Below are 22,660 nucleotides of genomic sequence, written 5' to 3' on the forward strand. Positions count from 1 at the left end.
AAAACCTCCTTTTTAAAACAATTAAAATTTTGAACTAAAATACTCTTTTAAACTTGATATTTTTATTCTCTCTTGATGCATAGTATCGCGATTTCTAATAGTAACACTATTATCATTTTCGGTTTCAAAATCACAAGTTATAACAAACGGTGTTCCGATTGCGTCTTGACGGCGATAACGTTTTCCTATATTTCCTGTTTCGTCAAATGTTACATCAAAATCTTGAATTAAATTATTAAACAATTCTTTTGCAACATCGTTTTGTTGTTTTTGCAATGGCATAACAGCAATTTGATAAGGCGCTAAAGCATATGGAAATTTCATAACTATTCTATAATTATTGTTTTCAATTTGTTCTTCTTCGTATGCCTGTGTAATTATTGCTAGAATAAGTCTTTCAACACCAACAGAAGGCTCAATTATATTCGGTAAAATTTTAGTGTTAGAAATAGGATCTAAATATGTTAAATCTTCTCCGCTTGATTTTTGATGAACATTTAAATCAAAATTCCCACGATGAGCAATACCTCAAAGTTCACCTCAACCAAACAAGAAATTAAATTCAATATCACAAGTTCTATTTGAATAATGAGCTAAATCTTTTTTATCAATTTCATGTATTCTGTAATTTTCTTTTTTCAATTCAACTTTTTTATCTAAAAAATCAGTAACTTGATCCAATCAATATTTAAATCAATCTTTATCGTCATTAGGGTTGTAAAAAAATTCTAGCTCCATTTGCTCAAATTCTCTTGTTCTAAAGATGAAATTTCCGGGTGTAATTTCATTTCTAAATGATTTACCAATTTGTCCAATTCCGAAAGGTAGTTTTTTTCTCAATGATCTTTGTGTATTTTTAAAATTTATAAAAATACCCTGTGCTGTTTCTGGTCTTAAATAAACTCTTGAATTTTCGTTTTCCAAGACACCTTGACTAGTTTTGAACATTAATCCAAATTGTCTTATTTCAGTAAAATCATTTTTTTCACATTTAGGGCATTTTATATTATTTTTTTTGATAAACATTTCCATATCGGCATTACTCATATTGCCTATAATTATTTTTGAATCAAAATCTTCAATTAATTTGTCCGCTCTTCATCTAGAACGGCAGTTTTTACAATCAATTAAAGGATCATTAAAACCAGCAATGTGTCCAGAAGCTTCTCAAACCTTAGAATTTAAAATTATAGATGAGTCCAAACCAACATTTAAAGAATTTTTTTTAATAAAATAATCTCATCACATTTTTTTTAATTTGTTTTTTAATTCAGTACCTAATGGTCCATAGTCTCAACTATTAGCTAAACCTCCATAAATTTCAGAACCTTGAAAAACAAAACCAGAATTTTTAAGATGATTAACTATATCTTCCATGTTTTTTGCCATCTTTTCTCCTTCTAACAATGGAAAAGCCAGCTCAAGCTGACTTTTTTGATCATTTATATTTTTCTTTTATTATACTCATTTTCCCGCTTTTGTCAAGACACTATAAGTGTTGTTAAGAAGGTTTTCTTTTGAAAAAATCTTCTTATTCAACAAAAATGAAAACAGGTTATTATCGATACCTAGAACTTTTTGATAATATGTTATCAACGCATATAGTAACGCAATTAAAAAAGAAGAGTTATTAACTTGTTCAATCATATAAGCGATATTATTATCGTTTATTTTTTTTAAAAATGAAATAAATTCATAAGAATACTCTGTGTCATTTTCTTGAAAACAATTATGACAAATAATTCCAAAATCGTTAAATGAGAATGTCTTTATTATCGGATTAGTTCTTTTGCATCTAAGGCATTGATTCAAGGATCAACTGCCGCCAAAAAAATTCATAGCGTAAAACAAAAAAAATGCAAAACATGAAAATGATGATTTTTTATTATTAATAATTTTAATTGTTTCATTTAACAAATTATATAATTTATAATTTTTTTGATCAAAATTTGTTCCTGAAATAATTATTTTGGAAATACAAGAAACATATAAGTAATCATCATAGTTATTTGCTATATTGTTGTTTTGATTAATTAAAATTCCTGTTTTCAACTTGGATAGTCCATTATATTTTTTGCTTTTAAAAACTTCGAATTCTGAATTAGAAAAAGTTTGTATAGAGTATCTATTTTTAGAACTCACTTTATTTACACCTAGTGCTACAAAAGCGATTTTACCGAATTTATCAGAAAAAGTTGTTACTATTTTAGCGTTTTCATCAAAATCAAAAGAATCTAAAACAATTGCGTTAAATATTGTTGCGGCCATAAGTTCACCTCTTTTTGGTTTTTAGTACTTATCTTTGTCATAGCCAAGTTTTTTAATTAATGAAGGTGAATTCCTTCAATTTTCTTGAACTTTAACAAAAACTTCCAAATTAACTTTTTTACCAAATATTTCCTGTAATTCTTTTTTTGACTTATATTTTATATCTTTAATTTTGTTTCCAGCTTTACCTATTATAATTCCTTTTTGGGATTTACGTTCAACTATAATAGATGCCGATATATTTAAAATATTTTCTTCATCATCTAAATCATCTATTAATATGGCAACACTATGAGGTATCTCTTGTCCTGTTTTTAATAAAATGTTTTCTCTTATTATTTCTCTGATTAAAAATCTATTTGGCTGATCAGTAATTGTTTCATATGGATAATAAGGATGTTCGCTTTCTGGTAATTTATCTAAAATTATTTCTTTAAGTTTTTCAATATTAATATTTTCAACAGAAGATGTTATCACCACGTCTTTAAAGTTAGAACTTAAACTTTTTCACTCAATAACTTTTTCTAATAATTTATCTTTTTTAACATTATCTGCTTTGGTTATAACTAGAATTTTGGGTACATCTCTTTTTTCTAATTCGTTTAATAAAAAATTATCATTTTTACCGATCGGTTCGTCTGCTGGAACTAAAAACAAAACCAAATCAACATCTTTAATACTTTTAAGTGCAGAAGCGTTCATAACTTTATCCAAATCATTTTTTGGATTATGCACTCCTGGAGTATCTATAAAAATAATTTGATATGCGTCTTTTTTGTTTAGTATTCCTTTGATATTATTTCTTGTTGTTTGAGCTTTACTTGTTACAATCGAAATTTTGTGTCCCATAATTTTATTTAGAAGTGTTGATTTTCCGACATTTGGACGACCAACTATTGATACAAATCCTGATTTAAAATTAGCCATAATGTTTTTTATCCTTTTCATAATCTTCTTCTGCAAATTTAATTTGATATTCTACACCTATTGACAATAAAATTTTTTCTTGTAAATCAAACATTTCTTTTTCTCTTTTTTTGCTTTCTTCATGATCGTATCCCAACAAATGTAAAAAACCATGCGCAAAAAGGAAACACATTTCTTCTTCAATTGTATGCATATACTTAATAGCTTTTTTATTAGCTTCTTCAAAACAAATAAAAATGTCACCAATTTCTCTAGATTTAATTTTTTTCATTTCTTTATTGGTTAAAAAAATAGGAAAAGAAATCACATCAGGTATATAATTTTTATTTCGGTATGTTTTATTCATTTTTAAAGCTTCAGCTTCATTTAAAAAAGTTATAGATAATTCAATATTTTGATTTTCTAATTTTAGTTCCGAAACACCTTTTTCAATAACTTTTATAGCAAGATCTTGAAATTTTGTCATATTAACTTTTGCTTTGTTATCGAAAAAAATATCTATCATTGAATGTTCCTTTAAATAAATTATATAATAACAATATTTAAAAATTTAAAATAAGTGACTATAATCATGGTTTAAATCAGTCAAAACAATAAAAGCTTTTTTATTATTTAATTCTAAAAACTTTTTATAAAGTTCTTCTTTAAATTCAAAAGAAAAATTAGGTAAAGGATTATTCAAAAATATAGTTTCAAATTTTGTAAAAAACAGAGATAAAAAGTTAACCAAATTTTTTTGATTAGAATCTAAAGAAGAAATTTTATCAAATAAGTTAATGTTGTTGTTTTTTAAAATATTTGTACAATTTATTTCTTTAAAAATATTAACGTCTATAGTTTCACCAACAATGTGCTTTAAAACATTGGAATTTAAATCAATTTCTGAATATGATTCAAAATATTTTATTCTTTTCGAAAGACTTTCTTTACTAATAATTTTTATATCAATATTATTAAAAGTTATTTTTCCCGTATAAAAATTTATCTTGTCACCTAAAATTTTTAATAAAAGTTCTCCATGGTTTTTGATAAAAGTATTTTTTTTAATTGTTAAATTATAATTTTCTAACACATCAATTTCGTTAATATTTTTTGTTAAATTAACTATTCGAATACTATTTATTTCTTCATTAAGATTAGTAAATTCAATTGATTTAGTTTTCAAAAAAATATTTAAATATTTTTTCCCATTTTTGTTTAAAATGATATTTGTAGAAAACTTAAAAAAAGATTTTATATTTGAATTTAAACTAAAAGAAATTATTGTTAAAAACAAAACATCAGAATAATCTATTTGATTTGTTTTTATCAAATAATAGGAAAATAACATGACAACAAAATATGAAATTTTACTAAAGAAATATTCAAAACTATTTTTTAAATTTTCCTGCAAATCATAAATAATTTCTTTTGTTATTTTTTCGGTTTCTTTATTTTTAAGTGATAAGAAATCATAAATAATTTTTATACTTTTTTGCTTTTTATTTTCTTGTTTGTATTTATTTTTTTGTTCAATACTAAGTGTTATGAAATTCAAGAAAACTTCTAAAAAAATAAATGTGATTAAAATTAGAAAAATTAATACAGAAATTTCAATAATCATAAAAGATAAAAAAATCATAAATAAAAGATAATTTGGAAAATTATAAAAGAGCTGTATAAAAGAAAGTGTGTAGATATGAGACTTTTGTAAATGATTCTCTTTTTTATGAAAACTAATTTTACAGAATTCTTCATTTGACATGTTTTTGAAATAAATTTTTATCAAATTTAAATTATCCTGTAATATCAATACCTTAAAACGTTTAAACAAAATACTTTTTGCAAAAAATAATAAACTAGTTAATAAAGAAAGTAAAGAAAAAACCAATATGTCATTCCATATATTAGACGTATCAGTAAATCAGTTTGAAAAGCTTTTAACAAAAAGAGAATTGTATAACAATAATGTATTTATTGCTGAAGTTAAAGAAAACAATAAGATAATTCACCATATGTGTTTAAAAGCTATTTTGAATTCAAACTTAAAATCCAGTTTATTTTTAACAAATTTACCTTTTTTAAATATTAAAATATTACCTAAGTATGAATCGAGAAATTTTTGCTTCGGTATCTTACAAATTTTATTTTTACTCGGATCTGCAATTTTGAATAAATTTTCATTCATTTCTATAACAATTACAAAATGAACATAGCCAACTTCATTTTGAACTTGACAGATAATTGGTAAATTGTTTTTTTGTTCACTCAACATATTTGTTTCACAAGCAAAAGGTGATGCTTTTAAATTATATTTTGATCCTATATTAATTAGGTCAAAAAAACTTAAAACATCATCACCTAAATTTAAATTTTCTTTAATTTCATACGTTAGTATACTTTTTTTGAAAAAATGATTGTAAATCATAGCCATACAAGCAACTCCACAATCATTATTGCTATCTTGTTTTACAAATTCCACAAATTATCACCTCAATTATAATTAGAAATATTAATTATAATTTGTAACAATTTCTTTACTCATTTTTTCTTTTCGTTCAATCCCCTCAAAATATTCAATTATATTTAAAGCGAATTGGACAGCAGTACCTGCTGATTGTCCGGTCACAATATTTTTGTCAATAATTGAAGGTTTTGATAAATCTATTTTTGCATTCAATAAAAATTTATCAGCTCCTGGAAAATGTGTAATAAATTTGTTGTTAAGTAACTGGAGTTTACCTAAAATTTGCGGAGCAGCACAAATAGCTCCTAACATTTTGTCTTCTCTATAAAAATCAGTAATGATTTTTAAAAACATATCATTATTAATTAATTTTTCAATTCCAGGACCACCAGGAATAATTAATCCATTATACTTTTCAAAATTAGCTTCAGATATATTTATATCTGAAATGATTTTAATCCCGTGTGAACCGGTAACTTCTAAGTTATTTTCAACCGATATAATTTCAACGTTATAGTTTGCTCTTCTTAGAATATCTATTGCTGCAACGGCTTCTATTTCTTCAAATTTGTTATGTAAAAATAATCCAATATTTATCATATTATTTTTTTCCCTTTCATTCTTTCGTAAAGTTCAATGACTTTTTTTTCATAAGCAGAACTTATTTTAGGTTTATAATATTGCACATTTTTTATTTCATTAGGTAGGTATTGTTGATCAACTCAATCATTTTTAAAATCATGAGGATATTTGTAATTTTTTCCGTAACCAAGTTTCGCTGCTGATTTATAATGAGTATCTTTTAAATGGTTAGGAACATCTAAAATAATTCCTGCTTCAACATCACTCATGGCCTTGTTAACTGCGAGGTATGCGGAATTAGATTTTTCACTTAAAGCCATTTCTACAATGGCTAAACCTAAAGGAATGATACCTTCAGGCATGCCAATAATTCTAAAACTTTCGCATGCTTTCAAAACATGGATAGGAATATTGGGATTTGCCAAACCTATATCTTCATATGCCATAATAACCATTCTGCGCATTAATGTTTCAAAATCACCAATTTGTACTAATCTCGAAAAATAATATAATGACGCATTAATATCACTTCCTCGAATAGATTTTTGTAAAGCTGATTTTAAATCATGAAAATCATCTCCATAACCACCACTTCTTGTTTTAGCTAAGGGCATAACTTTTAAAACTAAATCCAAATCAATATATTCATCAGCATATAAATTAATAAATAATTCCAGATTATTAATAGCGCTACGTAGATCCCCGCCCGCAATTTCGATTAAATAGTTTAATGCTTCATTAGATATTTTTAAATTAATAATTTTATCAGAGAGCAATTTATCGAAATATTCAAACATTTCTTGATTTGTAATCGATTCTAACTTAACTATTGTTGAACGCGATCTAACTGCGGGATTAATAACAAAAAAAGGATTTTCGGTTGTTGTAGAAAAAATGGTTAAATTACCGGCTTCCATATGTTCTAACAATAAATCTTGTTTATCTTTATTCATACGATGAATTTCATCAATTATCAAAATAAAATTATTTTCATTTTTAGCTAAATTAATTATTTTGTCCAGTTTTTCTTTTTTATCATATGAAGCGTTAAAAATTTCATATTTAACATTAAGGTCATTAGCTAATGCTATCGCAAAGGAAGTTTTACCAGTTCCTGGTGGTCCAAAAAAAATCAATGAAGTCAAAAAGTTGTTTTTAATCATTTTTTGAATTAAACCATTAGATGAGTTAATTTTTGATTGACCAACTATATTTCTAGTTGATATGGGTCTTAAAATAAATGCTAATGGCTTTTTATTCATTTTATCCTCCTATAAAAAAATAACTAGTTTACACTAGTTATTTTACTACAAAATCTTACTTACTTAATTCAGAGTTAGATCCAAAAACTTCTGAAAATGTTTGATCAAAGTGTTCAATACCTTTGATTTCTAAAACTGCCTTAACCTCTTCAGGCACTTCATCAAGATCTTTTAAATTTTTCATTGGAATTAAGATTTTTTTCAATCCGCTTCTAGAAGCGGCAATAGATTTTTCTCTTAATCCACCAATTGGAAACACTAAACCTCTTAAAGTAATTTCCCCTGTCATTCCAATTTCTTTAGAAACTGGTTTATTAGTTAAAGCAGAAACGATAGCGGTAACCATAGTAACCCCAGCTGATGGTCCATCTTTTGGAACAGCTCCTTCTGGGACATGGATGTGAATATCATTCTTTTCAAATAAATCTGGATTTATTCCATATTTTTCAGCATTTGATTTAACAAAATCTAGAGCTATTGTTGCAGATTCTTTCATAACATCTCCAAGTTTACCTGTTAAAGTCAAACCACCTTTACCTTGAAAATAATTAACCTCAATTGGTAAAATATCTCCACCGAATTGTGTATATGCCAATCCAGTAACCACACCAGGTTCAGATACTTTTTGTTTATCTGAGTGCTCTACCAACCTTTTTCCAAGATAATCATTAATAACTTTTCTGTCAACAACAACATTAGTTACTTCTTTATTTAACAATTTAACTATAAATTTACGAGCTACAGAAGAAATTCATCTCTCTAAAGAACGTACACCGGCTTCACGAGTATAATATTTAATTAATTCATCTAATGCTTCATCTTTAAATTCAATTTCTTCGTTTGTCAAAGAGTGTTCTTTTAGAACTTTTGGCACAAGGTAATCTTTAGCGATTTTCATCTTTTCAATTTCAGTATAACTTGATAGGTTGATGATTTCCATACGATCGTATAATGCTTCTGGAATGTCTTCAGGATAGTTAGCTGTAGCAATAAACATAACATTACTTAAATCATAAGGTTCTTCGATATAGTGATCTGAGAATTCAGCATTTTGCTCTGGATCTAAAACTTCTAACATTGCTGAAGCTGGATCCCCTCTTTGATCTGATGCCATTTTATCAATTTCATCTAATAAGAACAAAGGATTTTTAACTTTAGCGCGTTTCATTGTTTGAATGATACGTCCAGGCATAGCACCAACATAAGTTTTACGATGACCTCTGATTTCCGCTTCGTCTTTAACTCCTCCAAGAGATATTTTGACAAAATTACGTCCTATTGCTTCAGCAATTGATTTAGCTAATGAAGTTTTACCAACTCCAGGAGGACCTACTAATGTAATTATTTGTCCTTTTAAATCCTTAGTTTTTGATTTAACAGCAAGATATTCAATAATTCTATCTTTCACTTTTTTTAATCCATAATGATGAGAATCCAAAACTTCTTTAGCATGTTTTAAATCTTCAATGTCTTCTGTTTTTTCTCATCAAGGCAGTGACATCATTCATTCAATATAGTTTCTTTCAACATTGGCTTCAGCACTACCAGATTGCATTCCTTCTAATTTAGAAATAGAAGAAAGAATTTTTTCTTTAACATGTTTAGGAAAAGGTTCCTTATCTAAACGAGCTTTGTATTTTTCTAAAATATCTATATCAGCGCCTTCGCCTTCGCCAAGTTCATCTTTAATTGCACGCATTTTTTCACGCAAATAATAATCTCTTTGTTGATTATCCATTTTTTCTTTAAGTTTTTTAGCAATTAAATTATCGACATCAGATGTTACAAATTTAGTTCCATAAATTTTTAGTAAGTATTCAAGTCTTTGAATTGGATCAATTGTTGTAATCAATTCTGCTTTTTGCTCAGTACTAAAAACTGGCGATTCTGTTGATAATTTATCAACAATTTCATCTAATTTTTCAGAACTTGGATTAGAAATAAAACTTTCAACTTCAGAACTAACTTGTTTTATTTCTAGTTTTAATTTTTTAATTAACTCAACAGCTTCAGTAAGGTATTCTTCACTAAATTCTGTTTTTGGTTCAAGAATGATTGCATCAGCAATGAAAAAACTTTTCTCATTTAAAGAAATATTTTCTAATTTAATTCTTTGCAATCCTGTTAATAAAACAGTTAATGTACCATCTTTTCAATTTTTTGATATTTCAACTTTAGCAAGTGTTCCTGTAGTGTAAATATTTTCAACTGAAGGATTATCGTCCGAAATTTGTTTTTGCGATGTCACTATAATTTGACCATCAAAATTATCTATAGCAGCTCTAATTGCATCTTCAGACTGTTTACGACCAACTTCGATTGATTCTGAAAAATTGGGATAAATCACAATTCCTCTAGTCACCAAAACTGGAAGGTTTACTTTTTTACTCATTTCCGTTCCTCCTTAAGGTACACGATTATAATAACATATTTATTAGCACTTTCAACATTTGAGTGCTAATAAAAAACAAAAAGTTTCCTTTTTGTTTTAATATTTTCAGTTTTAAAATAATTATTATTTACCGTTGTTTTCATATAAAAAGTTAGTTAATAATTCATTTTGCATTTCAGCTTTAATTTGTTCTAAACCAAGAATTTCTTTAATGTAAGATTGTTCAACCCCAAATTTAGTTGCTAACTCATTGTACTTTTCATTTATTTGTTTTTCTGTTGGAACAAAATTTTCTTTAATTTTAATTTCGCTGGTTACAAGATAAGAATTCAATCTGTATTTAGCATCATCAACCATTTCTGCTTCAATATCAGCATCAGATAGTCCTGTTGCTTTTTTGTAATCTTTTAATGTTAATCCTTGACGTTTAACTTGTTCTTCAAATTCTTTTTTTAGATCTTGAATTTGGTGCTTTATAGCTGAAGCAGGTAAATCAATTTCAGAATCTTTAATTACTTCATTAATCACGTTGTTAACAAATTGATTTTTAATGCTTTCAGTTTTTTGAATTAAAATATCACTTTTAAGTTTAGTTTCTAATTCAGCAAAAGTAGTAATACCTTTAATGTTTAAATCTTTTGCTAGTTCATCATCTTTTTTAGGTAAAATTCTTTCTTTAATTTCTTTAATTTCTAATTCAAAAGTAGAATCTTTTCCTGCTAATTCGGGAGTGTAATCTTCAGGAAATTTAACATTAATTGATGTTTTTCCTAAACCTTTTCCTATCATTGAAGCTTCAAAACCTGGAATAAATTGGTTAGAACCAATTATTAAAGTATGATCTTTTGCTTCTCCACCTTTAAAAGCAACGCCATCAATGAAACCTTTAAAATCAAATGTTACTGAATCGCCGTCTTTAATAGTTTCTTTTTGATCACGGATTTTTTCCATCACAAATTTTTGTTGGTATTGATTTATAGCTTGTTCTAAATCTTCTTTAGTAACTTCAATTTTTTCTTTTGAAATTGAATTTATTCCTGTATATTTACCTAATTTAATTTCAGGTTTTAAATCAAATACGAAATCAATAATTATTTCTTTCTCATTCACTTTAAAAGGAATTGGTTCAGGGCTAGTCATTGGTTCAAGTTTTGATTCAGAATTACGAGCAAATTCAAAAGCTGGTTGCACCGAAATTCTAAACGCTTCATTATAAATTTTTGATGGAGTTAATAACTTAACAACTTCACTTTCTGGAGCTTTACCCTTTCTAAATCCTGGTATTTCTATGTTTGTTCTAACTCTATTTTTGGCTTTTTTTAGAATTTCTTCTCATTCTTTACCTTCAATTGTTACAGATCACTTACCTTGACCTTTATCTTTTATTTTTTCTTCTAAAAATTTCATTTTTTCTCCCTTATTTGCTATATGCGATAGCAATGTTTTTTGGTTTTAAATCAAGTGTTTTAATAATTATTTCTTCTACAGATTTGTTAATACTTTTTTCGTCAATTTCAATTTTTCTAACACCATCCAATAAAGTTATTTTAATCAACACATAAATTAAATTATCATGATGCAAATGAGTTAATACTGATACATCCTTAACCTCTTTGTTAAGTGAACTATTAACCGTAAACTGAATTAATTTATTAAGAGCATATTGCTCAATATCTAAACTACCGCGATTATTTCTTTCGACAGAAATATACATTTGAACACCTCACTTTCTTATTAAAAATTATTGTACTCTTCCAGAGTATTTACCATCAATTGTTGAAATTAGTACAACAGTGCCCTCTGTCACAAATAATGGAACTTGAATTTCCCAACCTGTTTCAACTTTAGCTTTTTTTTGTGCACCTGATGTTGTATCACCTTTAACCGCTGCTTCAGCTTCAACAATTTTTAATTCAACTTTATCTGGCAAATTTATTCCTAAAATTTCACCATCGTACTCGGTCATCTTTATCATTAAACCGTCAGTTAAAAAATTTTGTTCTCATTCTAATCTTGACATCGGAATTTGAACTTGTTCATAAGTTTCGATATCCATCAAGAAAGCATCGTTTCCATCGTTATACAAATATTGCATATCTTTTTTTTCAATCATTGCTTTTTCAACTTTGTCACCACCAGTAAAAGTAATGTCAGTTCTAGAACCAGTACGCAAATTTCTAACTTTAACAGTTACTTTTCCTTGTTGTCTACCTGTTTTTGAAAAAGATTGTTCCAAAACAACAAAAATATTATTTTCATATAAAAATGTTGTTCCGGGTCTTAAATCATTTACTTGCATTTACTTAAAATCTCCCTTTTAAATTCTAATAATCTTAATTAATTATAGCAATATATCACTATTTTTAATATCTACTTTTGTTGCTTTTAAAGCTATTGTATTTGTTATCATTGAATAATATCGTTTTGATATTTTTTTTACTCAAGAAAAAATAAAGAACAAAACTAATAATAATTGATATTCCAAATTGAATCGAATCAGTTATCAATTCTTTTATAGCAACATTTTGAGCTTGTAAATGCCCTAAATTTAAGTTTAATAAATATACATAAAAGACATATATGAAAATCAATAACGCTGCAACAATAAAAGAAAGATAAGGCGAAATTGGTTTTTTTAGAATTTTAACAACACAAAACATCAGTATATGAATTGTTATTGTAATTGGTATAAAAATAAAACCCCCGGAAATAAGATCGATAATTGTTGAATAGGAAATACCAACAACTAACATCATGGGACCCGGAACTAAAGCACAAAGAACTAAATATAAACCATCAGTTATTTGAAATGTTGTGTCATTAATTTTAAAAAACAAAGTTGTCAAAGAAAGAATTACCAAAATTGCTAAAATCATTGATGCTTCAACTATATATCTAATTGACTTAAAACGATACATTATTTAAAAGTCGCTCCTATCTGTAAATCCTTAAATTGACCATTAGCTGCTAAACCTGCATCAATCATTGGTTTTCCCGGTCTTTGAATTTCTAAAATTTTTAAATAACCTTCACCTGTTTTTACAATAATCCCTTCTTTGTCGAAAAAAACTATTTCTCCGATTTTAAATTTTTGGGTTTTTATTTTTTCAGGTAAAAATAAATTTGTAATAGAACATTTACCAATTTTGTACCTTTCATTTTCAAGAAAAGTGTGGGGAATTGGTCAAGGTTGCAAAGACCTTATTTGATTAAAGACTTGAAAATTACTTTTTGATCAATCAATTTTTTCTTGTTCACTTGTTATGTTTTTAGAAAATGTAACTTCTTTAGGGTTTTGAGGAATTGGTATTAATTCTCGATTTGCTATTTTTCAAATATTTTCTTCAAGCATTCGAGCTCCTAAATCAGCAAGTTTAAGAAAAATAGTTCCAGCATTATCTTCAAGTGTTATAGGAATAGCTTCTTGAATATAATAATCTCCAGCATCCATTTCTTTAACCATTTTCATAATCGAAATACCAGTTTGAGCATCTCCGTTTGCAATCGCATATTGAATAGGCGCACCTCCACGATATTTAGGTAATAAACTCCCGTGTAAATTAATGGAATCAATTTTAGGTATTTCTAAAATTTTTGAAGGAATGAATTGACCATAAGCGCACGTGACAATAAAATCTGGATTTAAATTTTTAATAAATTCAAATTCTGTTCCAATCTTAAGGGGCTGAATCACTTTAAGATTATTTTCTAATGCAACTTTTTTTACAGGCGTTGTGGTAATAATTTTTTTTCTTCCCACAGCCTTGTCTGGTTGTGTAATTACTAAACAAACATTAATATTAGGCATTTTTGTAAGTTTTTTTAAAATTGTAGCCCCGATTTCAGGAGTTCCACAAAAAACTATTTTTAATTTATCCATTGTGGGTTTTCCTTTCTAAAGTCATTAAATATTTCTTGAATTCTTTGTAAAATTACAACCATTGCTAAAGTGTCGCGATTGCAATATTTAATCATATCCTCTTTGATTAATTTTTTTCATGCATTTTCATCAACCAAACCTTCAACATATTCTCTAAAAGTTTGAGACGCTTTATCTCCTTTGTTAATTTTTAAATCTTTATAAGAAAATTTAGGGTCTAAAGCGGGCTGTGTTTTTTTAATTGAACATGATCCTGCAAAATCGGGGTGATATATTAAAAATGAACTTCTATTTTCGCTTTTATTACCTTGAAAAAAATCCATTAAGTCTATTGTATTTTGAGCAATAAAAAGCAACGGTTTTGCATATTCAGGAAATAAGAAAGCTAATTTTTTTAAAACATTTTTCTCAAAAGATTTATAGTAAGCAACATAAACTCCAGGTCCTTGACTAAACATATCTTTTAAAAACTGTTGAATAAATGCAGGTCTTGGATCTTTTTTATTTTTGCTAATGAAATCAAAATGCTTCATTGTATTTTCAGCATTATTGTAATCAAAATTTTCATCATAAATAATATCCACAGAATATTGAAAAGGTATTTGCATGTATGCTGATGTTAAAGCAAATTTCGGAATTGCTCACTTTATAGTTTCAAAATCATACATATAAACAGGAAAATTTTTATATAAATTCAACATATTATTTAATTCACCAATTGCTTGTTTATTCACACAATCAGACCAATTAATTTGAAAACCATTTTGTTGATATTTTTTATATGAATCAAAAAATATATAATGCTTTTCATTAAACTCACTCTTGTTTTTTTCATTTAAAGGAAAGTAACTAGCATCAAGACTTGAAATATCATCTAAATAAATTTTGTCAGAAAATTTATATAATTTAGCTTTTGTTTTATTTGCTAAATTAGGAATGTTAAATAAAGTCTGACGGTTTTTATCGAATCATTTAACTACATGAAAACAATAACAATTGTTTTCATTTTTTAAAAATTCATTTTCTCATTTTAAAATATTATTATTAAAAATAAATGGAGAATCACAATAGTCAAAATCAAAATATTTTTCAATTTTATTTTTATCTCAAGAAAACATATCTGAATATTTTGAAAAAAGTTCATCCAAATCATTTACTTCTCTAAATGAATTGATGGAATCAATAATTTTAATTCCACCTTTCTTATAGTTTTTAAAATTTTCATCAATAATGAACAATTTATTATAATCTACATCAATTTTTTCTTTAGTTGGCTCAACATGAAAATCATTATTAACAAAATCTTTTATATCTAAAAAATTAATTTCACCAAATGAATTAATAAATTCCTCAATTTCAGTTTTAGTAACTGATCCATAATCTGTTAAATATTCATTGTTTAAATGCCCTAGAAAAACATTGTCAACAATCATTCCGTTTTTTTCTAAAACTCAAACTTGATAAAGCAAATCAAAAAAGTGTTCTTTTTTAACTTTTGCTGTTGCTTTAAATTCAATGATTTCAACATGGCGATTTTCTTTAATTTTTAAAATGTCACATCTTGTTTTAAAATTATTTTCATCATATTGAAATGTCGCTTCAAAAATATAACTTATTTCCTTATTTGTTAAATTTTGTGTAGTTGATTTTAAAGCTTTTTCAAAAGTTTCATCACTCAAATCTAAAATTTTTTTGTTAAGTTTATTTTCAAGATTTTCTTTTGCATTAATTATCGAATAATATTCTCTTGCTGCTAAACCGACAGCATTTCCATTTTCAATTTGTTCACCTACAAATTTTTCTAAAACAAAGCCTTCTTCATCGGTTCAATGTTGATCAAATGTTTTTAATTTTTCTTTATTTTCATTAAAATTATCATTTAGCAAATCATTATAAGTTTCAAATAAATCAATAGATGAAGAATCACTATTAAAATCTTCTTCACTTTCAATTTGGTTTTCTATAAAATATTCATATTTTTTATTTTTTTTTCATTCTAATGCTTGGAGAAAATTTTCTTTATTATAGGTAATTCACGCAGATTTAAAACAAGTAGTCATAATCACTTTAAAGTCTTCTTTACTTATTTTACTTTTATAAATTTTAGTCATATAAACTCCTTGTTTAATTACAATAACTATATTTTACCAAATAAAAAGGTTGGCAATTTATACCAACCATGAGATTATTAATCTTTTCTTCTAGTGGGTACAAATTTGTCCCCTGTTTTTCTTGTAACTCTTTCGATTTCTGAATTTTTATTTGTTTTAGTTTGTTTAGCAGCAATTTTTGCTTCTTTCATTTCCAAACGTTCTTTTTCGCGCATTTCTTTTTCACGAAGTTTTTCTTCTTGTTTTAAAGTTCTTTTTTCTTCTTTTGTTAATTTAATTTCTTTTTCTGCTATAGCAATTCTTTTTTTAGTTTCGTCTAAATCTAATGTAGTATTAACAACTCAATTTGTTTTATAATTTTTTTTATCAATTTTAGTTGTGATTCCTTCGATTTCATAAGCGGTAATTTCTACAATTTTGTTAGTCTTAGGTTCGATTATTTCAACAATAACGTCAAAGACGTCACGATATTTATATTCAGCACCTTTACGAGCATAAACTTTTTCAAACTCAACTCTTAAATTTTTTTTATTTTCGGTTTTTGCTAGATATTGTTTAATTCTATCTCTTACTTCTTGATATCTTTTAGCTTTTTCTTTTTTCGATGCTTTTCTCCCTGTAATTGTTGTTACAATAACAAAAACTATTACAGCTAAAAGAACAACGATCAAAATTATATTCATTGTACTCATGATTTTCTCCTAAATTTGCTCAATAATTAAATTATAAATTAATAGGGTCTCTTTTTCGCATTATTAATTAAAAACTTTATTAATAACTCCTCCACCAATACAAATCTCATTTAAATAAAAAACTGCTTCTTGACCTTCTGTTACAGCTTTAACTTGATTATCAAAAATTACTTGATAAGTTTTATAATCAACTTTTTTCAAAAATACTTTTTGGTCTTTTTGACGATATCTAAATTTTGCAGAACACTCAAAATCATTAACATCATCAACATATTTACTAATATCTAAAGTAAAGTTAATTTCATTAACTTCACAAGATTTTGATAATAAAAACGATTCATCACTTGCTTTAGCAACATAAATTATTTTTTGTTCAATATCTTTTTTAGCAACATAATAAGGTTCATCCATTCCACCAAGATTTAAACCTTTTCTTTGACCGATTGTATAATACATAACACCGATATGTTTTCCAACTATTTTTTGAGTATGGATATCAACTATATCTCCGGGTTGATTTGGTATATAATTTTGTAAAAATTTAGTAAATTCTCGTTCACCTATAAAACAAATCCCAGTAGAATCTTTTTTATCTGCAGTTGCTAAATTATGTTCTTTTGCTAATTTTCTAATTTCGCTTTTTTCTAAATTTTGCAAAGGAAATAATGTTTTGGATAATTGTTTTTGATTTAATTGACACAAAAAATATGTTTGGTCTTTATTTTGATCGGCAGCACGAAGCATTTCGAATTGTTCGGTTGTATTATTGAATCTAACACCTGCGTAATGACCCATAGCAATGTAATCTGCATGTAAATTATTAATTGCATGATCAAGAAATTTATCGAATTTTATATATTTATTACACAAAATATCAGGATTTGGTGTTCTGCCCTTTTTATATTCTGTTATAAAATATTCAAAAACATAATCTCAATATTCTTTTATAAAATCTGTTCTGTGTAATTTAATGCCTAATTTGTCAGCTACACGAGTAGCATCTATATAATCTTGTTCTTGGGTGCAAATTTCATCAGGAGATTCATTGTTACCCAAAATATCACCATTGACATTTGAATCTCAGTTACGCATAAATAAACCTTCAACTTCATAACCTTGTTCCAAAAGCAATAAAGCCGCAACCGAAGAATCAACACCACCTGATAAACCTACTATCACTTTCTTTTTCATTTTGACTCTCTTTTCTTAATTTTTATATAAAAATAAAATTGCTCATTTTAACAAACAAGCAATTTTATTTTAACATATTAAGTTAGTTATTGAATAAAGGATGTTGCGACAAAATAGGCAATAAAAATCGCTGTTAACGGTCACATTGCGATAGGCACTTGTTTTATTTTACCTGTAACTATCATAATGAATGTATAAGCAATAAATCCGACAGCCATTCCATTAGCAATTGTATAAGTAACCATCATAAACATAATAGTTAAAAATACTGCTACTGAAAATTCTGGTTTTTTTCATTCTATTTCTGTTATTCCTGTAATCATCATAATTCCCACAAATATTAAAGCCGCAGAAGTAACACATTGAGGAATTGCTTTAAAAATAGGAAATAAAGCAATTGATGATAAAAATAAAAATGCAGTAATAATTGAAGCAAAACCTGTTCTTGCTCCTTGTTCAATTCCGGCTGAACTTTCAACATAAACACAAGCAGGAGTTGAAGCTAAAGAAGCGGCAATAACAGTTGAAGCTGAATCGACGATTAAAGCTTTTTGTTGGATTTCGTGATGTTGATTAGTTCGTTTATTTAATTGAACACTTGTAGCAGCTAATGTTCCTGTCGCATCAAAAAAACACATAAACATAACAACAAATATTGAAATATATAAAACTGGCTTATTTCAAATTTCGGGGTTAGAAAATTCTTTTCAGGTATTTTTAATATTTAAAGTAAAACCACTAAAATCATATTCTCAACCATGACCAATTAAAGAAAAATTGGATGCTCCGAAACCACCTTTATCAACAACTAATCAATGATTATCAGGTAAAGAATTGGCAACAATAACCACAATTATAAATCCTGTTAAAATTGCTAAAGCAGCTGAACCAGGAACTTTTTTATAATGCAAAATTAACATTAAACCAAATGTAAAAGTTCCTACTATGATCATTGGATAATTATTTCTTAAAATCGCTAAAGAAGCAATTGGTAAACCGCCGTCGCTTTTAGCAACTCAACCCATTCCAGATATTCCAGCATAAGAAATGAAAAAACCGATTGCAATTCCGACACCAAGAACTAAACTTTTTGGAATAGCATTAATAATTAATTTTCTTAAAGGAGTAACTGATAAAATAACGAAAACAATTGATGATAACATAGTTGCAATCAAAGCACCCTCATATCCAATTCCTCCACTTCCGTTGGCAATGTTGAAAACAAACATTGCATTAAGACCCATTGAAGCAGAAACCGCTAAAGGTACATTTGCAAAAATTCCAATCACAAAAGTCCCAATAAAAGACGTTAGTGCTGTGGCTAAAAAAATTCCAAATGTATTCATGTGTTGATTAGGATCATGAATCGAAACAGCGTTACTAACAATGGCTGGGTTTACAGATAAAATATAAGACATTGCCAAAAATGTTATCAAACCTCCCATTATTTCTTTTTTAAAAGTAGAACCTAAAGTATCAAATTTAAAATACTTTTGAATTTTTGATATTGCTTTATTTTGACTAAATTTAAAATTTTTAGCATTAAGAGCAGCCGTTTGTTCGGGGGTTTGATTAGCAAATTTGTTTTGTTTATTTGCTTCTAAATTTATTAGATTTTCTGTATCCATTTTTATCCTTTCTTAATTATTTGCAAATTGTTAAAGGAAAACCTAGAAACAAAAAAACCATCTCCAGAAATACGAAAACTCGTAACTAAAGATAGTTAAACAACTCATAGGCTAACATAGGTGTTAGGTAGAGACTCCTCCCCAATATGGAGGATTATATAAGTTTTCTTTATTCAATTTACAATATTATTTTATAATAAAAACCATAAAAAAAGTGTACTTAAAAATAAAAAGGGGTAACAAGTAAGTAAATTCGCTTTTTTCTGTCCAGTTTATTTTTAAATACACACAAAACACACAAATTATTCTAATTTATTTTTTGCTTTAAATTCATCTTTATTATTAATTTCTTCTAATTTTTCTTTAACTTCTTTGGAAGCTGATGAAGGAACAACGATATTTACTTTCAATTTTAAATCTCCACGCTTATGAGAGTGAGAATCCTTATGCAACCCTTTATCTTTGATTGTGATATACTCTCCTGAATTAATTCCTTTAGGAACTTTCATTTTAATGATTCCATCATAAGTTTCAATTGTGATTTCATTTCCTAAAATTGCATCTAAATAAGAAATGTTATAATTCATAATTAAATCAGATGATCCAGAAATTGAAAAAATGTTACTTTTAATAATTCCAACGTTAATATAAATATTCCCGTTAGGACCACCATCTTCACTAGCGTGTCCTGCACCCGACATCATAAGTTGTTGACCGGGTCTAGTTCCTTTTGGAATAGGTAAAGTTATTTCTTGAGTTTCAAATTTATAACCATGTCCTGAACAATCGCGGCATTTATTAGCGAATGTTTTTCCTGCCCCATTACAGTTTGGACATTTAGCTTGTGATTGGAAACTTAATGGTCCCATTCTTTGAGTTGTCATTATTGAACCACTTCCGCCACATTGACCACAAGTTTTAACATCATTTTTATTTGGAGCTCCAATACCATCACAAGTCTTACACTTTGTTAATAATTTAGTTTTAATTATTTTATCAACACCAAACATTAATTCTTTAAAATTTAATTGAACATCAACAACAATATCTTCACCCCTTGAAGGGCCATAATTTCTGCGAGAACTAGAACTTTGTCCAGTTCCGCCAAACATGCTACCAAAAATATCTCCAAATCCTCCAGCTGATGAGAAAAAATCTTCAAAACCACCAAATCCTGAACCACCAAATCCTGATTGCCCATCAACTCCTGCATGGCCTAATTTGTCATACATAGCTCTTTTATCTTTATCTAACAAAATTTGAGCAGCTTCATTGACTTCTTTAAATTTTTCTTCTGCATCATGACCTTTATTTACATCAGGGTGATATTTTTTTGCAAGATTCCGATATGCTTTTTTGATTTCCGTTTCATCAGCATTTTTAGATAATCCTAAAATTTCATAATAGTCTCTTTTTGCCATTTTACCTTTCTTAATTAACAATAAAAACTAACTAATAGTTAGTTTTTAGAATATTAATTATTTTCTGATTTATCTGATTCAGAATTTTCTTCTATATTTTCACTTGGATTAGCTTGTGCTTGGCTATTTGCAAATTCTGCAGCAGCTGTCATTGCTTTTTCTAATTCTTCCATTTTTTGTGCTAAAGCATCATAATCATCTTTTGCTAACAATTCTCTAATTTCATTAACCATTGTTTCACTTTGAGTTTTTTGCTCAGGAGTGATTTTATCTCCTGCTTCAGCTAATGAAGATTCAATAATGTTAATGTATGATTCAGCTTTATTTTTTAATTCGATATTTTGACGTTTTTTGTTATCTGCTTCAGAATTTTCTTCAGCTTCTTTAACCATTTTTTCGATTTCTGCTTCGCTTAATGAACCAGAATTTGAAATAGTGATCGATTTTTCTTCATTTGTTTGTTTATCTTTTGCAGTTACTGAAACAATTCCGTTTACATCAATTTTAAAAGTTACTTCAATTTGAGGAGTCCCTTTAGGTGCTGGTTTAATTCCTGTTAATTGGAATTGACCTAAAGATTTGTTATCTGCAGCCATAGGTCTTTCACCTTGTAAAATGTTAATATCAACTGCTGGTTGATTATCTACTGCTGTTGAAAAGATTTGCGATTTTTCTGTTGGAATTGTAGTGTTACGTTCGATCAACTTAGTAAACACTCCACCCATTGTTTCGATTCCTAAAGAAAGTGGAGTTACATCTAATAATAAAACATCTGTAACATCACCTGCTAAAACTCCACCTTGAATTGCAGCACCCATAGCTACAACTTCATCTGGATTAATGGTTCTGTTTGGTTCTTTTCCTAATAATGTTTTTACTAAAGTTTGAACAGCAGGAATTCTTGTTGATCCTCCAACTAATAAAATTTCATTGATGTCTGATGGTTTTAATTTAGCTGCTTCAAGAGCATCTTTAACAGGTTTTGAAGTTCTATCAACTAAGTCCTTTGTCATTTTTTCGAATTCTGCTTTTGATAAGTTAGTTGAATAAGAAACTGGACCATCAGCATTCATGGCAATAAAAGGTAAATTAATTTCTGTTTCTGATTGAGAAGATAAATTAATTTTAGCTTTTTCTGCTTCTTCTTTTAATCTTTGTAAAGCCATTTTGTCTTTTGAAAGATCTGCATTTGCTTCGTTTTTAATTTTAAACACTAATCAATCAATAATTTTTTGGTCAAAATCATCCCCTCCAAGTTTGTTATCACCAGATGTTGATAAAACTTCAAAAGTACCATCTGCCAATTCAAGAATTGAAACATCAAATGTTCCTCCACCTAAATCGTAAACTAAAACTTTTTGTTCTTTATTTTTTTTCTCTAATCCATAAGCTAATGCAGCAGCAGTTGGTTCGTTAATAATACGTTCAACTTTCAATCCAGCAATTGTCCCGGCATCTTTAGTTGCTTTACGTTGAGCATCATTGAAATAAGCAGGCACAGTAATTACGGCTTTAGTAATTTTTTCCCCTAATTTATCTTCTGCATATTTTTTAATGTATCTTAAGATTTCAGCAGAAATTTGTTCTGGTGTGTAATCTTTGTTATTTACATGAAATTTATCAGTTGTACCCATTTTTCTTTTTGCTGAGATTACAACATTTGGATTAGTAACTGCTTGTCTTTTAGCAGCCCCACCAACAATAATTTCTGAATTTTTGAAAGCAACAACTGAAGCTGTAGTTCTTTGTCCTTCTGGATTTTCTAAAACTATTGGTTGTCCACCTTCCATAACTGAAACAACTGAATTAGTTGTTCCTAAATCGATTCCTATAATTTTTTCTTTACTCATAATTTTTCCC

Annotated in this window: 19 protein-coding genes and 1 riboswitch; all 19 genes read right to left on the reverse strand. The window is 27.3% G+C overall.

Going from position 1 to position 22,660, the window contains the following annotated elements; genetic code table 4:
• Positions 1-21: 21 nt before the first annotated feature.
• Positions 22-1,389: a glycine--tRNA ligase gene (locus ESOMN_RS02105; RefSeq protein ID WP_024863312.1), complete on the reverse strand. Its 1,368-nt coding sequence runs from the start codon at positions 1,387-1,389 to the stop codon at positions 22-24.
• Positions 1,390-1,458: 69 nt separating this feature from the next.
• Positions 1,459-2,268 carry a DNA repair protein RecO gene (recO, locus tag ESOMN_RS02110; protein ID WP_024863313.1) on the reverse strand — a complete coding sequence of 270 codons (810 nt, stop codon included), beginning with the start codon at positions 2,266-2,268 and terminating at the stop codon, positions 1,459-1,461.
• A 21-nt stretch (positions 2,269-2,289) separates the two neighbouring features.
• Positions 2,290-3,195 carry a GTPase Era gene (gene era / locus ESOMN_RS02115; protein WP_024863314.1) on the reverse strand — a complete coding sequence of 302 codons (906 nt, stop codon included), beginning with the start codon at positions 3,193-3,195 and terminating at the stop codon, positions 2,290-2,292.
• Positions 3,188-3,700, reverse strand: a complete 513-nt coding sequence (ybeY, locus tag ESOMN_RS02120; RefSeq protein ID WP_024863315.1) for an rRNA maturation RNase YbeY — start codon at positions 3,698-3,700, stop codon at positions 3,188-3,190. Before ybeY ends, era begins: the two co-directional genes overlap by 8 nt.
• A 45-nt stretch (positions 3,701-3,745) precedes the next feature.
• On the reverse strand, positions 3,746-5,656 hold the full coding sequence (locus tag ESOMN_RS02125) for a cysteine peptidase family C39 domain-containing protein (protein WP_024863316.1): 1,911 nt from the start codon (positions 5,654-5,656) through the stop codon (positions 3,746-3,748).
• 30 nt (positions 5,657-5,686) lie between these two features.
• Positions 5,687-6,241, reverse strand: a complete 555-nt coding sequence (locus tag ESOMN_RS02130) for a DJ-1 family glyoxalase III (RefSeq protein ID WP_024863317.1) — start codon at positions 6,239-6,241, stop codon at positions 5,687-5,689.
• Entirely contained in the window at positions 6,235-7,485 is a 1,251-nt protein-coding gene (locus ESOMN_RS02135) for a replication-associated recombination protein A (RefSeq protein WP_024863318.1), read from the reverse strand. The genes ESOMN_RS02130 and ESOMN_RS02135 overlap by 7 nt, the downstream gene beginning before the upstream one ends.
• Before the next feature lie 55 nt (positions 7,486-7,540).
• Positions 7,541-9,877 (reverse strand): endopeptidase La, encoded by a 2,337-nt coding sequence (gene lon / locus ESOMN_RS02140; protein WP_024863319.1) that lies wholly within the window; start codon positions 9,875-9,877, stop codon positions 7,541-7,543.
• A 123-nt stretch (positions 9,878-10,000) separates the two neighbouring features.
• Positions 10,001-11,284 (reverse strand): trigger factor, encoded by a 1,284-nt coding sequence (gene tig, locus ESOMN_RS02145; RefSeq protein WP_024863320.1) that lies wholly within the window; start codon positions 11,282-11,284, stop codon positions 10,001-10,003.
• A gap of 10 nt (positions 11,285-11,294) precedes the next feature.
• Positions 11,295-11,591, reverse strand: a complete 297-nt coding sequence (locus ESOMN_RS02150) for an MMB_0454 family protein (protein ID WP_024863321.1) — start codon at positions 11,589-11,591, stop codon at positions 11,295-11,297.
• Between the two features lie 27 nt (positions 11,592-11,618).
• Positions 11,619-12,176 carry an elongation factor P gene (gene efp / locus ESOMN_RS02155; RefSeq protein WP_024863322.1) on the reverse strand — a complete coding sequence of 186 codons (558 nt, stop codon included), beginning with the start codon at positions 12,174-12,176 and terminating at the stop codon, positions 11,619-11,621.
• A 64-nt stretch (positions 12,177-12,240) separates the two neighbouring features.
• Positions 12,241-12,795, reverse strand: coding sequence for an ECF transporter S component family protein (locus ESOMN_RS02160; protein WP_024863323.1), 555 nt, complete (start codon positions 12,793-12,795; stop codon positions 12,241-12,243).
• Positions 12,795-13,757: a methionyl-tRNA formyltransferase gene (gene fmt / locus ESOMN_RS02165; protein ID WP_034942316.1), complete on the reverse strand. Its 963-nt coding sequence runs from the start codon at positions 13,755-13,757 to the stop codon at positions 12,795-12,797. The genes ESOMN_RS02160 and fmt overlap by 1 nt, the downstream gene beginning before the upstream one ends.
• On the reverse strand, positions 13,745-15,868 hold the full coding sequence (locus tag ESOMN_RS02170; protein ID WP_024863325.1) for a DUF2779 domain-containing protein: 2,124 nt from the start codon (positions 15,866-15,868) through the stop codon (positions 13,745-13,747). Before ESOMN_RS02170 ends, fmt begins: the two co-directional genes overlap by 13 nt.
• A gap of 77 nt (positions 15,869-15,945) precedes the next feature.
• Positions 15,946-16,560, reverse strand: coding sequence for a hypothetical protein (locus ESOMN_RS02175; protein ID WP_024863326.1), 615 nt, complete (start codon positions 16,558-16,560; stop codon positions 15,946-15,948).
• A gap of 63 nt (positions 16,561-16,623) precedes the next feature.
• On the reverse strand, positions 16,624-17,751 hold the full coding sequence (gene mnmA, locus ESOMN_RS02180; RefSeq protein ID WP_024863327.1) for a tRNA 2-thiouridine(34) synthase MnmA: 1,128 nt from the start codon (positions 17,749-17,751) through the stop codon (positions 16,624-16,626).
• A gap of 86 nt (positions 17,752-17,837) precedes the next feature.
• On the reverse strand, positions 17,838-19,379 hold the full coding sequence (locus ESOMN_RS02185; RefSeq protein WP_024863328.1) for an NCS2 family permease: 1,542 nt from the start codon (positions 19,377-19,379) through the stop codon (positions 17,838-17,840).
• A gap of 87 nt (positions 19,380-19,466) precedes the next feature.
• Positions 19,467-19,561, reverse strand: a riboswitch (purine riboswitch).
• Between the two features lie 120 nt (positions 19,562-19,681).
• The gene (gene dnaJ, locus ESOMN_RS02190) at positions 19,682-20,800 is read right to left on the reverse strand and encodes a molecular chaperone DnaJ (protein WP_024863329.1); all 1,119 of its coding nucleotides are present in this window, start codon (positions 20,798-20,800) and stop codon (positions 19,682-19,684) included.
• 53 nt (positions 20,801-20,853) lie between these two features.
• Positions 20,854-22,650, reverse strand: a complete 1,797-nt coding sequence (gene dnaK, locus ESOMN_RS02195; RefSeq protein WP_024863330.1) for a molecular chaperone DnaK — start codon at positions 22,648-22,650, stop codon at positions 20,854-20,856.
• Positions 22,651-22,660: the final 10 nt, after the last annotated feature.

Origin of the sequence: Williamsoniiplasma somnilux (assembly GCF_002804005.1) — a bacterium.
Lineage (GTDB): Bacteria > Bacillota_I > Bacilli_A > Mycoplasmatales > Mycoplasmataceae > Williamsoniiplasma > Williamsoniiplasma somnilux.